16 protein-coding genes are annotated in these 20,055 nt (G+C 48.7%); 5 read left to right on the forward strand and 11 right to left on the reverse strand.

Going from position 1 to position 20,055, the window contains the following annotated elements; translation table 11 throughout:
• The first annotated feature begins 1 nt into the window (after position 1).
• A complete protein-coding gene (locus tag AWQ21_RS02585; RefSeq protein WP_083997952.1) occupies positions 2-2,515 on the forward strand; it encodes an O-antigen ligase family protein in 2,514 nt (837 codons plus the stop codon).
• Positions 2,516-2,564: 49 nt separating this feature from the next.
• Positions 2,565-3,797 (forward strand): MFS transporter, encoded by a 1,233-nt coding sequence (locus tag AWQ21_RS02590; RefSeq protein WP_065713192.1) that lies wholly within the window; start codon positions 2,565-2,567, stop codon positions 3,795-3,797.
• A 144-nt stretch (positions 3,798-3,941) separates the two neighbouring features.
• On the opposite strand, the gene AWQ21_RS02595 is transcribed toward AWQ21_RS02590, so the two are convergent.
• The 4 genes from AWQ21_RS02595 to AWQ21_RS02610 all read right to left on the reverse strand — a co-directional run bounded on the left by AWQ21_RS02595 (position 3,942) and on the right by AWQ21_RS02610 (position 8,959).
• Positions 3,942-5,366, reverse strand: a complete 1,425-nt coding sequence (locus AWQ21_RS02595; RefSeq protein ID WP_065715188.1) for a glycosyltransferase family 2 protein — start codon at positions 5,364-5,366, stop codon at positions 3,942-3,944.
• Positions 5,367-5,496: 130 nt separating this feature from the next.
• A complete protein-coding gene (locus tag AWQ21_RS02600; RefSeq protein ID WP_065713193.1) occupies positions 5,497-6,078 on the reverse strand; it encodes a Uma2 family endonuclease in 582 nt (193 codons plus the stop codon).
• A 23-nt stretch (positions 6,079-6,101) separates the two neighbouring features.
• Entirely contained in the window at positions 6,102-8,468 is a 2,367-nt protein-coding gene (pcrA, locus tag AWQ21_RS02605; protein ID WP_065713194.1) for a DNA helicase PcrA, read from the reverse strand.
• A 68-nt stretch (positions 8,469-8,536) separates the two neighbouring features.
• Entirely contained in the window at positions 8,537-8,959 is a 423-nt protein-coding gene (locus AWQ21_RS02610) for a TerB family tellurite resistance protein (protein WP_065713195.1), read from the reverse strand.
• A gap of 241 nt (positions 8,960-9,200) precedes the next feature.
• Between AWQ21_RS02610 and zds the strand changes: the two genes are divergently transcribed.
• On the forward strand, positions 9,201-10,664 hold the full coding sequence (zds, locus tag AWQ21_RS02615; protein WP_065713196.1) for a 9,9'-di-cis-zeta-carotene desaturase: 1,464 nt from the start codon (positions 9,201-9,203) through the stop codon (positions 10,662-10,664).
• A 198-nt stretch (positions 10,665-10,862) separates the two neighbouring features.
• Here zds and AWQ21_RS02620 read toward each other — a convergent pair whose 3' ends face one another.
• The 3 genes from AWQ21_RS02620 to AWQ21_RS02630 form a co-directional block, all read right to left on the reverse strand.
• Positions 10,863-11,006, reverse strand: coding sequence for a high light inducible protein (locus tag AWQ21_RS02620; RefSeq protein WP_030005805.1), 144 nt, complete (start codon positions 11,004-11,006; stop codon positions 10,863-10,865).
• Positions 11,007-11,180: 174 nt separating this feature from the next.
• Positions 11,181-11,810, reverse strand: coding sequence for a precorrin-8X methylmutase (locus tag AWQ21_RS02625; RefSeq protein WP_065713197.1), 630 nt, complete (start codon positions 11,808-11,810; stop codon positions 11,181-11,183).
• 802 nt (positions 11,811-12,612) lie between these two features.
• A complete protein-coding gene (locus tag AWQ21_RS02630; protein ID WP_065715189.1) occupies positions 12,613-13,908 on the reverse strand; it encodes a D-alanyl-D-alanine carboxypeptidase in 1,296 nt (431 codons plus the stop codon).
• Positions 13,909-14,054: 146 nt separating this feature from the next.
• Between AWQ21_RS02630 and plsX the strand changes: the two genes are divergently transcribed.
• Positions 14,055-15,152: a phosphate acyltransferase PlsX gene (gene plsX, locus AWQ21_RS02635; protein ID WP_065713198.1), complete on the forward strand. Its 1,098-nt coding sequence runs from the start codon at positions 14,055-14,057 to the stop codon at positions 15,150-15,152.
• A 50-nt stretch (positions 15,153-15,202) separates the two neighbouring features.
• Positions 15,203-16,207, forward strand: coding sequence for a beta-ketoacyl-ACP synthase 3 (locus AWQ21_RS02640; protein ID WP_065713199.1), 1,005 nt, complete (start codon positions 15,203-15,205; stop codon positions 16,205-16,207).
• A 24-nt stretch (positions 16,208-16,231) separates the two neighbouring features.
• On the opposite strand, the gene AWQ21_RS02645 is transcribed toward AWQ21_RS02640, so the two are convergent.
• The 4 genes from AWQ21_RS02645 to AWQ21_RS02660 form a co-directional block, all read right to left on the reverse strand.
• Positions 16,232-16,615, reverse strand: a complete 384-nt coding sequence (locus AWQ21_RS02645; RefSeq protein ID WP_065713200.1) for a hypothetical protein — start codon at positions 16,613-16,615, stop codon at positions 16,232-16,234.
• A gap of 36 nt (positions 16,616-16,651) precedes the next feature.
• The gene (locus tag AWQ21_RS02650; protein ID WP_065713201.1) at positions 16,652-17,407 is read right to left on the reverse strand and encodes a class I SAM-dependent methyltransferase; all 756 of its coding nucleotides are present in this window, start codon (positions 17,405-17,407) and stop codon (positions 16,652-16,654) included.
• 139 nt (positions 17,408-17,546) lie between these two features.
• Positions 17,547-18,614: a ribosome small subunit-dependent GTPase A gene (gene rsgA, locus AWQ21_RS02655; protein ID WP_065713202.1), complete on the reverse strand. Its 1,068-nt coding sequence runs from the start codon at positions 18,612-18,614 to the stop codon at positions 17,547-17,549.
• Between the two features lie 93 nt (positions 18,615-18,707).
• Entirely contained in the window at positions 18,708-20,000 is a 1,293-nt protein-coding gene (locus AWQ21_RS02660; protein WP_065713203.1) for a pitrilysin family protein, read from the reverse strand.
• Between the last annotated feature and the right edge of the window lie 55 nt (positions 20,001-20,055).

Below are 20,055 nucleotides of genomic sequence, written 5' to 3' on the forward strand. Positions count from 1 at the left end.
GATGAAGACTTTTGCTGAGATGACAACAGGACGCTGGCTCGCCTGCGGGGGTTTGGTGCTCTTGATTGTTTTTATGTTTTTGCCGCCGAATTATTACCTGATGGCCGCCTTCCCTTGGATCTTACTCTGGCAGGGAGGTTTTCTGCTTTTGGGGATTGCGCTGTTGGTGATGCTCCGAAAATTCGACCTGCCTTTTCGTCCCCTAGGCTATGGTTTGGATTGGGGCATTCTCGCGGTGGCGATCGCCTGTGGATTATCCACCATATTCGCGCCGTTTAAAGGGGTCGCCTTATTTAATCTTGTCACTGTCTCAGGATATGGCGTTGTCCTTTATGGTCTCCGAAACTTTAGCGGCCTGGGTGTTTGGACTTGGCAAAATCAATGGCGGAGCCTCGTGGGTCTAGGCTTTGGGATCAGTTTTGTGAGTCTCATTGGTTGGTTAATGACCAATGGCGAGCTAGAACGCAATTCCATTCCCCTTGGTCATCACAACTTTATGGCGGCCTATTTCTGCCTTATCTTGCCAATTATTTTGAGCTTTGCCCTCGCCCAACGAGGAAAAATGCGGGGTTTACTCTTGGTGCTGAGTACCCCCATTCTTTATCTCCTCTACACTTGCTCTTCCCGGGGTGGCTTTGTGGGGTTATTTTTGTGGGCGATCGCCACCATTGCTTTCATTATTGGCCGCACAAAGGGGAAAAAACGCTTGATTTCCGGCACCATTGCCTTATTTCTATTAGGAATTATGGTGACAGCCGGGTTGCAACACCCCCGGGTACAGCGGCTAATTCAAGTCAATTTCAACAATGGCCTACCAACGGTGCAGTTCCAGGTGGATGGGGAAACAGAAGACCGCTTGTTTATGTGGCAGGCAGGCTTAAATATTTTGCAAGATCGCCCTTTAACGGGGGTCGGCCCTGGAAATATGTCCCGGGAATATAACCTCTACCGCCCGATCAATGTCGGCTCCGGGGCCGCCCACATCCAACAACTCCATAGCAACCCGATGCAACTTCTGGGGGAATTAGGTTTAATTGGTGGCGCGGCGATCGCCTTTTTCTTGGTGCAACTGGTTCGGCTCGGTCGTCGTATTCATAAAAATACGGATAACCCACAAATTAAACGCTTACTCTACGGCTTGGGGGGCGGTTGGTTTGCCTACGCCATGGCGACCCTCACTGATTATCAACTAGAAAATATCCCCATCAGCCTTACCCTGACTTTGACCGTTGTTCTGCTCCTAAGCGTTGCGGATCAGGTTTTAAACGACGTCAGTCCCCAACCCTTACCCATTCCCCAGCGTCGTTTGTGGAGCTTAGGAAGCCTTGCCGGTTTTCTGGGGGCTTTGCTAGTCGCTGTACCTTACAGTGCTGGGATGTATCTTTTTTCGCGGGGACAGACCCTCTGGAGCAACGGACAACCGGAAGCAGCCTTTACCGCAGTGAACCGAGCCTATGCCCTCAATGGCTGGAATGTGAACTATCCCCTCCGGTTGGGACTATGGCTGTGGGGCACGCGCCAGGCAACGGATAACCCAGAAAGCAACCAACAAACCATAGAACTGGCGGCGGAATATTTCCTCGATGCCCAATCCCTGATCCCCAATGACTACTACGCCAACGTTAATACAGGGGTCGTGCTGCGGGAATTAGACCCAAGCTTGGCGCAACCTTACTTTGAACGGGCAATCCAGTTGCTCTCAAGGGAAGCAGAACCCACCTATTTTCTCCTCGGTCAAACCTACCTCCAGACTGATCAACGGGAAAAGGCGATCGCCGCCTTTGCCCTCCAGGGCTTAGTCGATCCCCATATCATGACCCTTGGCCAATGGGAGCAAGAACCCTTTACGGCGGTGCGGATGGAGGCCGTCGAAGCGTCCCTCGCTTTGTACCAAGATCTGATTGAACGCCTTGATCCCCAGGATCCCTACGTCATCACCCTCCAGGAGCGAATGGCTTGGCTCGCCTGGTGGCATGGTCTGCCGATTCCCCACCGGGATCATCTCAGCCAATTTTCACCGATGGTGCAAGCGTTGATTTTAGGCGATCGCCAACCCGAACAAGCCCTGGAAATCATTGACCAACAAATTGCCCAAAACCCAGACAATAATACCCGTTGGCTCATTCTCAAGGCTTGGTTCCAGCCGGACTTTAATCTGAATTTGAACCTCAAACAAGCCAATAGTGAAGAGGCCCAAACCTATCTCCTGACCTCCCGTCGTGCGGAAGGGGTGACGCTCCAGGAGTGGTTGAAGCAGATTGCCGAACTTGCTAAACCTGTCGGTAGTGAGCGCCTAGCCTCCCGACTGCTTTACCGTAGTGAAGATTTTGAAGCGGTGGATACGGTGTTGCGTCCCGACGATCTCCAGACGTTTCGCCTCCTGTCACTGTTGGGACTGGGAAGTGGTTATCCCCGCACGTTTCCTGTTTTAGATCAGCTGATTAATGATGTTCGTACCGAGGCGTTGGGACTCCCTCACCCCACTGAAAACGGTTTCCAACTCAGCGGGCAATAAATTTCACAAATTTCACGGTCAACACTTAAGAGCGCAATTTACAAACTTCATGGGTAATGCATCAAAAACTTGGCTGCTGGGTCTTGATCGCCAGATCTGGATCCTCGCCGCAGGACGACTCCTTTCCCAGATTGGCACCGGGTTCACTGCCTTCTATGCGCCGATCTTTTTTGTGAATCAGGTGGGCCTGTCGGCAACCCAGGTGGGCCTTGCCCTAGGGAGTGCTTCAGTTTCTGGGGTATTGGGTCGTTTTCTCGGAGGGACAGGGGCTGATAATCCGGCCTGGGGTCGTAAAAAAACGCTTCTGGCGGCTGCTGGGGTTTCGGCGATCGCCGATGTGGCCTTGGCAACGGCAGATACTTTTTGGCTCTTGGTGTTGGGGAATTTGTTAATGGGGCTAGGGATCGGTCTGTATTGGCCTGCTACGGAAACAGTGGTGGCAGATCTAACCAGCGGTAGTCAGCGCAATGAAGCCTTTGCTCTGGTACGCCTGGCGGACAACATTGGTCTTGGTACAGGGGTAATGCTGGGGGGGTTAATCATTGCGACAATTCAAAATTATCGCTTGCTTTTTGTGCTTGATGGCATCAGTTTTGTGGTGTTTTTTGGGGTAATCTGGGTGGCGATCGCCGAAACCTATCAAAACCACGAAGATGTCCAAGCCGATGGTAATAGCTGGTTGACGGCCCTCCAGGATCGACGGCTGGTGATTTACATGGCAGTCAATGTGATGTTTACGCTCTACATCGCCCAGATCCAAAGCACCGCGCCTTTATACCTCACGAACTTTATTGAATTTTCTCCCCAGGTGATTAGTGGCTTGTTTGCGTGGCATATTGTGTTTGCCTCCCTCTGTCAGTTGCCCATCGCCCGCCGTTTAAATAGCTTAAGCCGACCCCATGCCCTGATGGTTTCCCTCCTGTTGTGGGGCATGGGCTTTACGGTGATGTGGGGAGCGGGTATTGGTGCAATTCCGGCATTGGTGGGGGCGATCGCCAGTCTGGGGATTTTAGCCCTGGCCACCGATGCCTATACCCCAGCCGCTTCTGCTTTGGTGGTTGATTTGGCCCCAGCCTCCCAACGGGGTGTTTACTTGGCGCTCAATTCCCAATGTTGGGCGATTGGTTATTTAATTGGGCCACCGATTGGTGGTTGGGCCTTGGATCAGGTGCCGGCGATCGCCCATGGGTTTTGGCTGGCGGGAGCCGTGAGTATTGTGCCCTGTCTGTTAACCTTGCGCTACCTCGAAACCCTCATCACCCACAAAAAAACGGAGGGTTAACTCCGTTAATCAATCAAATATAGTCATTCCAAATCGTAATGAGACAGTCAAAAATCTCAAGTCCCCCTTTCAAAGGGGGATTCAGGGGGATCGAATCTCTCGAACTTAATCGAAATGACTATATTCCGCTTGACCCTAGAGATATTAGGTTTGGGAAACAAAGTTTTCTTCTTCTCCCTGGTGGGTGGTTTTGACCCACTTGAGCCGTTTGGGGCGCACCGACATCCGGGCTGTAGTTAAAGGCATCACCACCATCCAATGGAGCATATAAACCATGGTCAGACCGCAGGCCGTAAAAATTTTTGTGACCTTTGCCCAAGTCCAAGGCAGATCTCGATAGACCCGCAGATTTCCCTGCACCATTGCCCAGAGAGAAAGACCTAGGGCGAGGGTCGTCATCGGCATCAGGACAGGTAAATGGCCCTTGAGCACCGCAAAAATAAAGTCAGGGATAGCCGCAGTGGGGAGCAAATACTGCATCAAAATGAAGGAAAAAAGATCGACTTTTTTGCCAAAGCCGAGGCGCTTATTCGAGAAATACCGCCAATAGTCGAGGTAGCGCTGGTAACCCCCTTCGGCCCAACGGCTGCGCTGGTGCCAGAGGGCGATCGCCTTGGTGACCCCTTCTTCGTTGACGGCGGGATTGAGTAAAAAGCCAATTTGCCAGTTGTCCAAATGGAGACGGATCGTTAGATCTAGATCATCGGTGATCGTTTCTTCGTTCCAACCACCACATTGATCTAAGGCGGAACGACGCACAAACTGACCATTACCCCGCAGTTCACCGATCCCCCCCAGGGCAATCCGTTGTTGCTGGAAATAGCTATCGAGGATCATTTCTGTGGCTTGGCCCTTCGTCCAGAAATTTAGCGGTTCGTTGGCAATCGCCTTCCGGACTTGGATCGCCCCCACATTTTCATCGGCAAAGAGGGGCACCACATGACGCAAAAATTCCGGCGGCACCGTAGCATCGGCATCAAACACCGCAATAATTTCTCCTTGGGTTTGGGAGAGCACCTGGTTTAGCGCTCCTGATTTTCCGCCACCCGCATTGGGAGGGCGATGTACCACCTGCAACTGGGGATATTCCAGGGCCAATTGATCAAGGATTTGAGGCGTTCTGTCGGTGCTGGCATCATCAATTAACCAGACCTCGCATTTATCTGTCGGATAATCCAGTTGGCAGAGATTTTTTACCAAACGCCCAATGACTGCCTCTTCGTTCTTTGCCGAGACGATGAGGGAAACGATGGGAGCCGTGGCCAAATCTGTGTCGGTTAGGGGTTGAGGTTGGGGATCGGGCTGGGCGCTGACCAAACGGATGGCCTGAATCAGCAGCAGACCTGTGGCCCCCAAAACCGCCGTTGAACCCCAACTTATACTGTGGAGAACAAAGGCGATCGCCCAGATAAAACTGAGCATAAAGGCTGATTTTTTGCGACGTCCCCCTAATCCCTGGAAAAAATCACTCCGAAATTCCGCTTCGGCCACCTCTGGATCAGTCAGTTCATCTAAAAAAGCCCCAAGGGGATCGTGATTTTCATCGGTTTGCCAGGGTTGATTTGCCATGCGGAGATTCTCCTCTTCCAAAAAGTGCTGTTCGGGGGCAGGGGATAATTGCGTTTGCCGCTCGACATTCATGATAATCGATAGGCTTGTCCCCTTGGGGAACGCTGCTCAAGGGACTGTACAACCATCGCTATGAGGTTGGCGCAGTGAAGGTTACTCCTTCGTAAATGTCCGTGAGGGGAGCATCGAGATCAAAGGAGTCTAAATGGGCGATCGCCTCGAGACCTTCGTAGATTTGTAGCGTCCAAATATCCTGGGTCTGTCGCCGAAAACATTGAATAAATGGGCTTTCTGTGCCAACGAGTAAATATTCTTCTAGGCTCGGAATGGTGCGGTAGTACAGAAATTTAGCAGTTTGATCAAAATTTTTCGTCGAGGGAGAAAGCACTTCAATAATAAGCTTAGGCTTTTCCACAAATAGCTCACTCGTATTATCTTCTGGATCGCAAGTCACGACGAGATCAGGATAGAAAAACCGCCGACCTGTCTGTAATTTGACTTTAATATCAGCCATGAAAGTCGTACAGCCAGAGTTTTGCAGATAGCGACGTAAGAGCAGGTAAAGATTTCCGCTGACAAGGTTATGGTTTTTACTCGTACCAGCCATGGCGTAAAGCTCACCATCGAAATATTCATGGCGGATATCACTGGTGACTTCAAAGGCGAGATATTCCTCTGGGGTTAAGTGTGTATGGTCACTGAGAGCAATCATAATCTGCTGCGCTGAGGGTTTACCTAGAGCTTTTTCATGGGAGCCACCCGGGGATCAATGATTTTTTTGCCGAGATTCGGAAACTGGATCGCTAGGTTGGTCTTTTTGTCATCCCCAAAGATTTTGATCACTTCCCCTTCCCCAAAAACATTGTGATGGACGCGATCGCCAATGTCCCATTTTTGTTGGGCCACTTCGGTACGGGCCGCCTGCCGTTCCCGTCTTTTCTGGGAGCGTTGCTTCTGGCTAATGGACATCATTTTGGGCTCCTGTTTCGGGGGCCTTGGGGCTGGCGATCGCCCATTAGAAGTTACCAATTCTTCCGGCAGTTCTGCGAGAAATTGTGAGGCGACAGCAGGCTCACGGTAACCCCACATATATCGCTCCCGGGTATAGCTGAGGAATAGTTGCTCCTGGGCGCGGGTCAGGCCCACATAACATAAGCGTCGTTCTTCTTCTAAAGCAACGGGATCATTTAAGGAGCGGGTATGGGGAAATAGCCCTTGCTCTAGCCCCACCAAAAAGACCACCGGAAATTCCAAGCCCTTGGCCGAATGGAGGGTCATCAAAGAAACCTGCTGGGACTCATCATCAAGGTTATCGAGATCCGAAGCGAGGGATGCATTTTCCAAAAAGCCATTTAAGCTGCTGTCTTCGTTTTCGTCTTGGAATTGCAGCATCGCATTGTACAGTTCGGAAATATTTTCGACGCGGCTGTCGGCTTCCTCGGTGCCTTGGCTTTTGAGGTCATCAATGTAGCCGGAATTTTCCATCACATAATCAAGAATATCGGCACCGCGCATGGTCGCCATTTTGCCCTGCATTTCCTGGATCAGCCCCGTAAACTCGTTAATTTTCCGAGCGGCCCGTCCGGCGATCGTGGCCACAGAGGTTTCATCGCTGAGGATTTCCCAGAGGGGACAGCCTAATTCCTGGGCGGCATGGTTAAGTTTATCGACGGTGGTTTTGCCGATGCCCCGTTTGGGCGTATTGATCACCCGCATTAGGCTAATGGTATCTGCGGGATTGGCGATCGCCTTGAGGTAAGCGAGGGCATCTTTAATTTCTTTGCGGTCGTAGAACTTAAAGCCGCCCACAACCTGATAGGGAATATTGTTGCGAATCAGCAAATCCTCAAAGGGACGGGATTGGGCATTGGTGCGGTAGAGAATTGCAAAGTCGCCCCAATCGAGTTCCGGGTTTTTGCGCCGCAGACCGAGGATCTGATTTAAAACAAACCGCGCTTCTTCGTTTTCGTTGTCCGCCTTGTGGCAATAAATTTCTTCTCCGGCGCCCCTGGTGGCCTTGAGCACTTTATCGATGCGCTGGCTATTTTGCTCGATCAAGGCATTGGCGGCTTTGAGGATATTTTCCCGGGAACGGTAATTCTCCTCCAGTTTGACCATGGTTTGGGTCTCGTCATCGGGGAGGCGATCGCCAAAATTTTCTTGGAATTCCAGCAGAATCGTAAAATCCGCCATCCGAAATGAATAAATGGACTGATCCGCATCGCCAACAACAAACAAAGAGCGATTATTCCAGCCCAAAGCAGCCTGGTTTGTTTCACCGTTGGTACTGAGTAGCCGAATCAACTCATACTGAATCCGGTTTGTATCCTGATACTCATCCACCAGGATATGGTGAAATTGACTGTGCCAATAGCCGAGGATCGATTCATTTTGCTGGAACAACCGCACCGGAATCAGGATTAAATCATCAAAATCAAGGGAATTATTGGCGGCTAAGGCCGTTTGATAGGCTTCATAAACCTCTGCCACTACCTTGCCTTTGTAACCCCCCTGCTGCCGGGCATAGTCATTGGGGGTAAGGCCGAGGTTTTTGGCATTACTAATCTGATAGCGGATGGTGCGGGGATTGAATTTTTTGTCGTCGAGGTTCAGCTGCTGGGTGACAATGCGTTTGATCAACGTTTGAACGTCGCTATCGTCCATGATCGTGAAATTGCGCTGCCAGGTGCGGCCCCGTTCGTCTTGGTATTTATTGATGTCGTACCGGAGAATCCGTGCACAAAGGCTATGGAACGTGCCAATCCAGAGGGGTTTTGTAACTTGTTTGTAGACCTGCGATCGCAATTTTTTTTGCTCAAATTCCGGCAGCCCTCCCAAGGGTTTACCATGTTGCAGTTCTGCTAACTGTTGGGCATAAAGCAGTTCCACCCGTTCTTTCATTTCCCGGGCGGCCTTGTTCGTGAAGGTGACGGCCAGAATATTTTCTGGGTCAACGCGGTGGTTGCGGATCAGATGGGCAATGCGGAAGGTCAAGGCCCTGGTTTTGCCTGAACCAGCCCCGGCCACCACCAAGAGTGGCCCACAAAAATGTTCAACAGCGCGACGTTGGGAGGGGTTAAGTTGGGCTAACAAATCAGACATGGACGATAAGGTTCACAGCACAGGGAGAGACCTTATTTTGACATACTCCCCGGTGTGGCAGGGTTCGGTTAGTTTATCTCGGCGATCGCCCCTTTGTAGAGTTTTTGAATAGACTTGATCACCCGCTGAAAAGGAGAGTTCGCGTGCTGGGACTCCGGCGCCAGAGATTGCAAGCGATTGAGCAATTTTGCTTCTTCCGTTTCAATTTGACTGTCGCTATAGACCATGTGGCTCACCGCATCTAGCAGTTCTTGGTATTCCGCCTCGTTGGTATGGTCATTAATATACTCTTCAACAAGACGGTAACAATCCTCTGGTTTGATGGGGACCGCCTCACACAATAAAGCCCGAATATCCGGGTCTTGGGAGAGTTTTTTTTGCTCAGCAATTTGGTGGAGATATTGACGTTCTTCTACCTGGATTTCACCGTCGATCCAAGCGGCACTAAAAAGAATTTTAAAAAGTTGCTTGTTTTTATCTGCCGTCTGCATGGGGAGCCTCCCGAATCAATTGGGAAAGTAATGGGCCAAAACCTTCCTGATTGTCTCTACCCTAAACTCCCTGCCTTGTTACCCCGAATTTTCTGTTGAATATCTTAAACATTCTTGCGCCAGTTTTTCCTGAATCAGCACCGCTTCAACCAGAGAGAAAGGCGATCGCCCCGAAGAGACCCCCACCAATCGTTTACAATAATTAATACTTTTTTGAGAATCAAACCGTAGGACAAAAGTAATGCGTGTAGCAATCGTTGGAGCAGGCCTCGCCGGACTCAGCACCGCCATTGAACTGGTCGATGCAGGCCATGAAGTCGAAATCTTTGAAGCTCGCCCCTTTGTCGGTGGAAAAGTCGGCAGTTGGGTTGACAAAGATGGCAATCACATCGAAATGGGCCTCCATGTCTTCTTCGGTTGCTATTACAATTTGTTTGCCCTGATGGAAAAAGTCGGTGCCGGTGATAACCTCCGCCTCAAGGCACACACCCACCAATTTATTAACGAAGGGGGCAAAATTGGCGAACTCGACTTCCGTTTTCCCTTCGGTGCTCCTTTCCATGGTCTCAAAGCCTTTTTTACCTCTTCTCAACTTTCGGCGATCGACAAAGCTGCCAATTCCCTGGCCCTAGGTACAAGTCCCATTGTGCGGGGCCTTGTTGATTTTGACGGGGCGATGAAAACGATCCGTGACCTCGACAAAATCAGCTTTGCCGATTGGTTCCGGAGCCATGGCGGTAATGACGGCAGTCTCAAGAAAATGTGGAATCCGATCGCCTATGCCCTAGGGTTTATCGACACCGAAAATATTTCTGCCCGCTGCATGTTGACCATTTTCATGTTCTTTGCTGCGAAAACCGAAGCCTCAGTGCTGCGGATGCTCGAAGGCTCTCCCCACGAATATCTCCACAAACCGATCGTCAACTACCTCGAAGCCCGGAGCACCAAAATTCATACCCGTCACCGGCTCACCGATATCCACTACACCCTAGAAGGACAACCTAAAATTGATGGCATCGTCATCAACAACGGTGAAACTACCGAAACCATCACCGCCGATACCTACGTTTTTGCCCTTGATATCCCTGGTATCCAGCGCATTATTCCTGAAGCTTGGCGTCAATGGTCGGAATTTGACAACATTTACAAGCTCGATGCTGTGCCCGTTGCCACCGTACAATTGCGCTTTGACGGATGGGTCACAGAGCTCAACGACCCCGAAAAACGTAAGCAACTCCAAAAAGCAGTCGGCATTGATAACCTGCTCTACACCCACCAAGCCGATTTCTCCTGTTTTGCCGATTTAGCCCTCGCCAGTCCCGCCGACTACTACAAAGAAGGCGAAGGTTCCCTAATGCAACTGGTTTTAACGCCAGGTGATCCGTTTATCAAAAAGAGTAATGAAGAAATTGCCCAGCACGTTTTGGCCCAGGTTCATAAACTATTCCCCTCTTCTCGAGAGCTGAATATGACTTGGTCGAATGTTGTCAAGCTCGCCCAATCTCTCTACCGGGAAGCCCCAGGTATGGATGTTTATCGACCAGCCCAAGCGACTCCCATTAACAACTTATTCTTAGCTGGAAGCTATACCCAGCAAGACTACATCGACAGCATGGAAGGCGCAACAATTTCCGGTCGCCAAGCAGCAGCAGCAATCCTCTGCACAGTCGAAGAAACACGTGGGAAAACCCCTGCGATCGCATAACACAAAGTTTTACTGAAAAATTGTTCAGCAAGCCTCCTGATACCAATTAGATGGGGGCTTTTTTTATTAATCGCAGACAACAACCATGGTGGATAATCAAAAAAAAGAGAGGCACTTAATCCTCTCTCAAACTCCTAATTGCTTTTTTAAACAATCAATTGGCGATAACTGATCCTGAAATGTCGTCAGTTCTCAGAATTACATTAGGCCGAGTTGTGCCAGAATACCTTTTCCGGTTAGGAGCTCAGTCAAAAGACCAATCACGAAACCGAGCATTGCTAGGCGGCCGTTCCAGTTTTCAGCGAAGGCGCTAAAACCAAATTTGCTTTCTTGATTTTCCATAATTTGTTTCCTCAGAAGAATCTTGACGTATATAGTTGTTTTCTAGTCAACCAGTTGATACCTAATTTAACAAAAGTACAAACATCTTGCAACGTTTTGTTACTTGCCTGAAGGAGAATTTCGTAGAGAGTTGGTAAAGAGTTAAAAAACAAATGGGACTAGACCCCCTGTCTCTCAAGGGCTTTCGCCTATATCCTGTCCGTAGGCTTTCCATGACAAACTAATCAAGCCATTGAGAATCGCCACGGCAACAGTGGCTCCACCTTTGCGGCTTTGAATACAAATATGCGGAATTGTCGCTTCTTCTAAATATTTTTGGGGCGCTGTGCCCGTCAGAAAGTTAGCGGGCGTAAAAATGACAAGCGCCGGGCGAATAATACCTTTTTTGACTAAAGTGACCAAACTGGATAAAGCAGTTTGGGATTGGCCAATGACAAAAGTCGCCTCTGGATAACGACGCGCCAGAGTTTCCATGCCCCAAGCTGTTTTGGTCTTTTCCCGTTGAGGTCGGGTGAGGGTATCGGCGCTACAGTAAACGGGATTCGCAAAGGAGTTTTGAAGATATTCTGTAATGCCCACGCGCACCATTGGCTCATCGACGATGATTGTACCGCGAGCTGCCAGGGCCGCCGCACCAGCCTGGAGAGCATGTTCTGAAAAGTGAATCAGCTGGGCATAGTCAAAGTCAGCAGTACGATAAATGACTTGACGCACAATTTCATATTCAGCAGGGGAAAAGGAGTGTTTGCCAATTTCGCGATCAATGAGGGCTAAACTTTGGGCGTCGGTCAGATGCCATTCCATCATATTTTGTGCTGCCTAGGCGTTGCTGGGATCTGTAGGTGTAGGTAGTTCTCCACAATTCTGACATACCCGAAAAGCCCCTAGGATAGTTCTTCGGGAAAAATTAACTTGACATTTGTTCTATCGCAAACCTCCCAAATAACTTGGGAGGCCAATGTTTTGGCCTTATTGTGAACTACCCCGCCGCAAGCAGCGGGGCTTCCTACCCAAAGAACAGCTTTCTATTCCGAGGAATAGCGAGTCTTATATTCTGGCGATAGGCGGACTCCCCGGTTCCCGAGGACAAAAATCACGGTCACCAAAAATACTTTGTATGTGTCTAGCTTGGTTTTCGCTATCCGTTGCCGTGTCAACGATATGATTATAGAGCATTACGCCCCAAGGGGCGGGGATTTCAACCCTTTGCCGTTAAAAGGGTTTTTACCACAGCCTGGAATTGTTTGGCTTAGAATATTGGGGTTTTGTGGGGATTTCAAGCTCTAAGGGTTAGTTCTTCGCCCCCTGGGGCGTGATAATAATGAACCTGATTCGCAACCCACCAGTTGAGAGTGAAAGTCAGGCATTGCCGGGGCCTCCAAAGTCTGGAGATTGTACAGAAGTTCTGTTTTGCTCAATCTGTACTCAGGGACTCTGGGGAAGGGAAACAGCCTATCAAGTCGAGCGAGCGGATGCCGAACTTGGTTCGGCATCATTCGAGTCGAGCGTCGGTCTGTCGGGGGTCGACAACCTAGATAAGTGGCGTGGGGTAGGAATACTCAATCGTGAGGTTGGGATGCCCCGTCCGCTTGCGGTAGGGAAGATGTCACTTCGCTTGAATGCGTTCGGGATTGCCGAAATAGTCTGGGGAAGATTTTTGAGTTGAGTCAACGGGGGGAATCACTGGCCACTGCTCACTTAGGGTTTGTAGGAGTTGATCCTGCTGTTGTCGATAGCCGCTAACGTCCCAGGTACCGTTATTGATAATGGCAAACCAGATATTTCCTTGGGTTTGGGTTGGCATCACGCCAGCGAGGGCACTGACTTGATTGAGGGTGCCCGTTTTAAAGGCGATGCCTGGGGGAATGGTGCGGTTATTGACGGTGCCGCCGCGATCTTGGCCTGCAATGGGTAGGAGATCGAATATGGTGAAGGGTTGTCCTTGGAGTTTGCTATCGATGGCTTGGAGCATTGCTACGGCAGCGCGGGGGGAGATTTTATTTTCGACACCGAGGCCAGACCCGTTAATGAGCTGGATTTCTGAGCTGGGAATATTCAGGCTTTGGGCAATGTCTGTTCCCATGGCTGGGCCACCATTAAGGTTCTGGGCGATCGCCTCGGCTACGGCATTGTTGCTGTAGAGGTTCATTTGTTTGAGGATGTCGGCCAGGGTCAAGGATTGATGGCTGAGGACGAGGGTTGCACCATCGGGTAAGGCTTGGCGAGTAAGGATTTTCCCGGCGATCGCCACCTGGGGACGAGACGGACGCTCCGATATTTGTTGATATTGGGTTTCAATGGTGTCGTTCCAGGCACGTTGATCGAGGGCGAGGCGTAAACTGTCTCCTGAAACTTCAGGATCGGCAAGATAGTTCATCATAAAATCACCGACAACGATTAAATCCCCCTCAATTTGACGAATCCCAGCTTGATTTAGGGCATTTCCCAGGGCGATCGCCTCTTCCCAAACAAATAAAGGATCGCCACCCGCCTCAATAACCAAATCTCCCTGGACTAGACCATCGACCACCGTCCCTGTTGTATAGACATGAGTGGTAAAGCGATGGGTTAACGGCCACTGCTCCAAGGCCGCTAGGGTCGTCGCAATTTTCGTTAGCGAGGCCGCCGACAACGGTTGATTTCCCTGGTGACTCCCCAGGGTTGACCAAGCTGATTCTAGCCAAATGCCCTGTAACGCCGGATCTTTGCCCCCAGACTCTAATTGAGCTAAGTATCGATCCAGGATGGTTTGGGTATTGGTATCCCGTTGGTAGCGAATCTCAAAGAGGCCCGCTTCTTGCCATTGCAAGTTTGAGTAGGGGGCGATCGCCAAATCTGTTCCTTCCCCTTGCTGAAAGAAGCTCAAAAAACCTAAAACTCCCAAAGTTAACCCATTCAACATACCGTAAACCCCCATTGATCCCAGTCAATGCAAAATCACAATCAAAATTTGGGTCAATGATATCAACATCAAAATCTTCTCAGCCGTGACTTCAGTGACCCAACAGGCTTCTGGTAATATGTTGAAGGCTTCTATTCCTGATAAAAATGTCATCGACACGCGCAAAAATAGCCGTAGACGCTATGGGGGGAGATTATGCTCCAGACGAAATCGTTGCTGGGGCGATCCGAGCCGTAGAAGAACTCAACGTAGAAGTTTTTCTAGTCGGTGACCCTGTCCGCATTCAAAAATATTTGGACGAACATTCGTCCCCAGCCACCCAGTTTCTCCATGTGGTAGAGGCCGAAGGGGTAGTGGAAATGTGCGAAGAACCCCTCGTGGCCATTCGACGCAAGCCCAAAGCCTCAATCAATGTATCGATGCAGCTTGTCCGCAAAAAGCAAGCCGATGCCGTCGTTTCAGCGGGGCATTCTGGGGCGGCAATGGCGGCTGCTCTCTTGAAACTAGGTCGCATTAAAGGCATTGATCGGCCTGCAATTGGCGCCGTATTTCCGACCCTTGATCCCGAACGGTCGGTGATTGTGCTAGACGTGGGGGCAAACGTTGATAGTCGCCCAAAATATCTGGAGCAGTTTGCCCTGATGGGCACCATTTACAGCAAATATGTATTGGGGAATAAAGAGCCACAGGTTGGTTTATTGAATATTGGCGAAGAGGCGTCCAAGGGCAATGAACTGGCCCTCAAAACCCACGAATTATTGAGTGGTAACCCCGCAATTCCTTTCAAAGGGAACGCCGAAGGACGAGATGTGCTCTCCGGTGAATTTGATGTGGTGGTCTGTGATGGTTTTACGGGGAATATCCTCTTAAAATTTGCGGAATCAGTCGGCTCGGTACTCCTACAAATCCTAAAAGAAGAGTTACCCCGTGGTCTGCGGGGCAAGCTTGGGGCAGCGGTATTAACCCCAAACCTCAAACGGATTAAGCAACGCATCGATCATGCAGAACATGGTGGGGCGCTGCTATTTGGGGTGGCTGGGGTGTGTATCATTAGTCACGGTAGTTCAAAGGCTCCTTCTATTTTTAATGCGATTCGTTTGGCAAAAGAGGCAATTGACAATCAGGTAATCCAACGGATTCAAAATTATACGGAGGAACATCAAGCCTTGCTTGAGCAAACAAACTCCACAGCCACGCCGCTCTCTGAAGTGGCGTCTAGTGCCATGATAGAAAAAAGTGAGTGAATGAATTACTATCAGATGAATCATCTCCGAGGAAGAAAGGGAGTCGAGCATTGAAATTTGATGGGGCAGGCATTGCCATTACAGGAAGTGGCTCTGCCACACCAAAAGCGGTTATCCATAACGAGGATCTCAGCCAGTTAGTAGAGACTTCCGATGAATGGATTCGCACGAGAACGGGCATCGCAAATCGTCATTTACTCCCGGAAGATAGTAGTTTGAGTGAACTGGCGGCAGCAGCAGCAAAAAAGGCGATCGCCGCTGCCCATTTGCATCCAGAAGAAATTGATTTGATTATCTTGGCGACCTCCACACCGGATGATTTGTTTGGTAGTGCCGGGAAAGTACAGCAGTTGATCGGCGCGAAGAATTCCACCGCCTTTGATCTAACGGCTGCCTGTTCTGGGTTTGTGTTCGGTTTAGTGACGGCCGCACAGTATATTCGGACGGGCACATTTCAAAAGGTTGTTGTGATTGGTGCAGATGTGTTGTCCCGGTGGGTGGACTGGGGCGATCGCACTACCTGCGTGTTGTTTGGCGATGGTGCAGGGGCCGTAGTCTGTCAAAGCAGTCCCCAAGATCAGTTGCTCGGCTTTGAGATGTACAGCGATGGTAGCCAAAATGAATGTCTGAATCTTGCCTACGAAGGTCATCCGAAGTATTTAATCCATGATGTGTCGATTCAAAAGGGTGGTTATCAAGCAATCACCATGAATGGGCGTGAAGTTTATCGCTTTGCGGTGGCAAAGGTGCCGGAAGTGATCGAAAAAACCTTATTCCGGGCAGATCTGACCACAGACGACATTGATTGGCTCATTCTTCATCAGGCAAATCAACGGATCATCGATGCCGTGGCAAAACGGTTAAAGCTGCCCTCAGAAAAGGTAATTGCCAATCTCCAGGAATATGGAAACACCTCCGCTGCTTCGATTCCCATTGCCCTCGATGAAGCGGTGCGGACTGGCAAAATCAAACCGGGTCAAACGGTCGCCACTTCTGGGTTTGGTGCTGGTTTATCTTGGGGATCGGCTATTTTTAAATGGGGTCTCCCTCACTAAAAGGCGATCGCCCTCTGAAGAAAATTACGTGAGTAAAAATATTACGCTGGGGCAAAAAAATAAAACAAGCATACCAATGCCTAAAAAATTACCTTTGAGTGGATTGAAATCATCCATAATTTTCTGCCATGGTAAGCGAAATATATACCTGCCAAAATACAAATCTAAAGACAGCATCACCATGACCCAAATCAAGCCAATCCCGGCACATTCAAGCAGATTTTGAGGCTTTATCCAAGGCAAGCAAAACCAGGCAATTAAAGTAAAAAGAATAATTCCTGAGCCGAGGCTAATATTTTTCCCTTTGCGGCGACCAAATTTTTTCTGGAGATATCTCACACGTAAATTGCCATTCATGATTTCTCCGAAGGCAATTAGAATTCCAACCAGAAAAGCTCTAACAATCATCGCTCATTCGCTTGAAGTAAAAGATGGCTTCGCTATTTATGAATTCAACTTTTTTGCAATATATACTCCATAACTGTAATTGGCTTTGTATTGCTCATATAGTCTAATTTCATGCGTTTCCATCTCGACGATACCTTGGGCTTCCTCACAATTATTATTTCGGTTTAAAAAGTCTTGAAAACGAGCTTGCATCGGTTGATAATAATTTTCCAACCAACAATGTTCTGGCAAAATAAAATAACCAATGGGGGAATAGCCGTTCTGTTCGAGTAGGGCAATTTTCGCAGAGGCCACGTCAATTTCCGGATATTCAACTTCCCAATGTTCTTGGATTTCTGCCGGACGAGAATTGGTTAACCAAGTGATTTCTGAAACGACTAATAGTCCACCTGGTTTTAGGTAACGGTACCAGTCTTTGATCCCTTTTTCAAAGCCAATATTATAGATCGCCCCTTCAGACCAAATGATGTCAAATTCCGCATCGTTAAAAGGTAAATTCTCCATGGAACAACACAGAGGAGAAATATTTTCTGCTAGTCCCTGTTTTTTGGCTCGATCTGCCAGAACATCCAGAAAATCTTGGAGGAAATCGACTGCGGTAATCTGCGCGTTTAATTGTTCTGCAAGTACCAACGTCGAAGCCCCTGTTCCACAACCAATGTCAGCAATTTTTAAGGGGGCAGTTTTGTCTATCCTCGACAGATTAAGAGCCAGTTGAGTTTCTAGCTCTCCTCCAGGCCCTTGACGTTCAGCATTTTTATGGAGGTCTATTAATAGTTGATAATCGTCCACTGATTCATCCTGATAAATACCTATCTTTCTTCACTATAACCCAGATGAACTAGAGGTCAATACTCACCTCAGGCGATCGCCATTATCTGCCATCTTCCACAGTTCAAAATATTATTTTTTGAATCACATTAAAATGAACTTATCTTTGTTTGTTTTTCATGATCGACTTAACCATCTTTCCAAACTGCCTATCTTTTTTTCTTTTTTCAAGGTAGGACATTTCATTAAATGTCGATTCCTTTTTCATTTTCAGATAATTTTGATAACGTTTTTCGGAGAGATCATCAACTTCTATGGCAGCGAGAACGGCACAACCTTTTTCATTTGTATGGGAACAATTGGAAAATTTACAGTTTTTTGAAAGTTCTATAATTTCCGAAAAGGTTTCATCTAATCCTTCATCTATAGATATACTCCCAAGCTCTCTCATACCCGGAGTGTCTATGATCATTGCCCCATTTTTGAGGCGAACGAGTTGACGACTGGTGGTTGTGTGACGACCTTTACTCTGGATTTTACTGACGGATTGCGTTTCATATTTTTCAGAACCGATGATGCGGTTTAATAAAGTTGTTTTACCAACACCAGAAGAACCGAGTAGACAGTAAGACCATTCACTCTTGAGTAAACTGATTACTTGGTCAATATTTTCTTGGTTTAAGTTGCTAAACTCTAGGACTAGATTATGGGGGGCGATCGCCAGAACTTTTTGCTTAATTTCTAATATTTTATCCTTGGGGATAAGGTCACATTTACTCAGGAGAATAATTGGTTCAATGCCGCTTTCATTAATCATTACGAGATAGCGTTCTAGCCTGCGCAGATTAAAATTTTCATTCAAAGATTGAATAATGAAGGCAACATCAATATTGGCAGCAATTAATTGAAAATCAACCGTTTTTCCCGCTGTTTTTCTTTGTAGCAGCGTTTTTCTGGGGAAAATACCATAGATGATGGCATGGGTATCATTATCAAAAAAATCAGCATATACCCAGTCGCCCGTAGTGGGTAGATCCTGAGATGATTCGACACGATACAGCAGATTTCCTGACAATTCGGCGAATATTTCTGCTCCTCCCTTGGTTATGGTGTAGCTATCTTTGTGCACAGCAACGACCCGAGCAATATCGTGTGCGGCAATCATCACCTCATCTACTCGACTCTTAAACCAGTCGCTATATCCGAAACAGTTGAGATCGCTCATCATCCATGCCCTGTTTTGTGCCTACTGCTACATCCAACTAGGCGATCGCCGTTGATCGGTTTGCTCGTAATCCTTTTAAACCAAGAAGATCCTAAATCAATCCGATGTTGCCGGAGTCAGAGTAACAATGCCATAAGCTTCTGGATTGAGATAGTTTTGGACAGATTTTTGAATGGTTTCCAAGGTAATATTTTGCAGCAGTTCAGGATACGTTAAAGCGGGTTCCAGATCCCGTAAAAGGGAATAATAGTAACCATATAAATTTGTGCGATCGCTAGGACGTTCATTGCCAAAAATAAAGCGATTGGCCACTTGGGTTTTAACCCGCTCTAATTCGTTGGGCAAAATTGATGCGTCCCGAATGGTTTGGATTTGCTCGATAATCGCTGCTTCTACGGCAGGAATATTTTCCGCTGGCAATTGGGCGGAAATGTAAAAAATCCCCTGTTGTTTTTGGGTGAAATTGCTAACACTAATTTGGGTAACAAGACCTCTTTGTTCCCGGAGATCCTGTACGAGGCGCGAAACTTTGCCTTGTCCTAACACCGTCGCCAAAATGTCGAGGGCATAGGTTTCCTCTAGATCGGTTAAGCCCGGCACACGCCACATCATCACCAAGCGCGCCTGCTGGAGGCCATCATCTTCGTAGTGGCGACGCACAATTGTCTCAAAGGGCGCTTCAGGGGCATGGTTATCAAAAATCGGCACCGACGGGGTTGTTTGCGGTTGGTGGAGTCGATCAAAGGCTTCGGCAACGAGATCAATGAGGCGATCGCCCTCTAAATTCCCGGCAACAGCGGCAGTCATGCGCTGGGGCTGGTACCAAAACCCGTGAAAATCTCGCATTTGTTGAGCTTGGAGATTTTCGATTACCTCACTAGGGCCGAGGACTGGACGACGGTAGGGCAATCGTTCAAATCCCGTTTCAATGGCGCGAAAATAGGTGCGGCGCCGGGGATTATCTTCAGAACGACGAATTTCTTCGAGCACCACATGGCGTTCCCGTTCAAAAGCGGCATCGGGAATGCTGGGATTTAGCACCACATCTAGTTGGAGGGGCGCAAGTTCCGCAAAATCCTGGGGGGCACAGGTAATGTAATAGTGAGTATATTCTTGGCTCGTGGCGGCGTTGGTGACGGCTCCCTTGGCTTCGATGCGCTGTTCAAATTCGCCATTCCCAATTTGGGGAGTCCCCTTAAAGACCATGTGCTCCAGGAAATGGGCCATGCCATTAATACTGTTGGCTTCCACGGCAGACCCCACATTGAGCCACACATTAAGACTCACGGCGTCAACCGGCACCTGCTCGGCAATGATTGTCAACCCATTGGCAAGGGTCTTAATCGTTGGTTGGTTGAGGCGTGGGCTGGGCACTAGGATGGAGGTCATGGGGCGAAGCGTTGGCAATTCAAAGTTTTTCCGTGTTTTTACTTTAACGCAATGT

It is taken from the genome of Picosynechococcus sp. PCC 7003 (assembly GCF_001693255.1).
Classification (GTDB): Bacteria; Cyanobacteriota; Cyanobacteriia; order Cyanobacteriales; family MRBY01; genus MRBY01.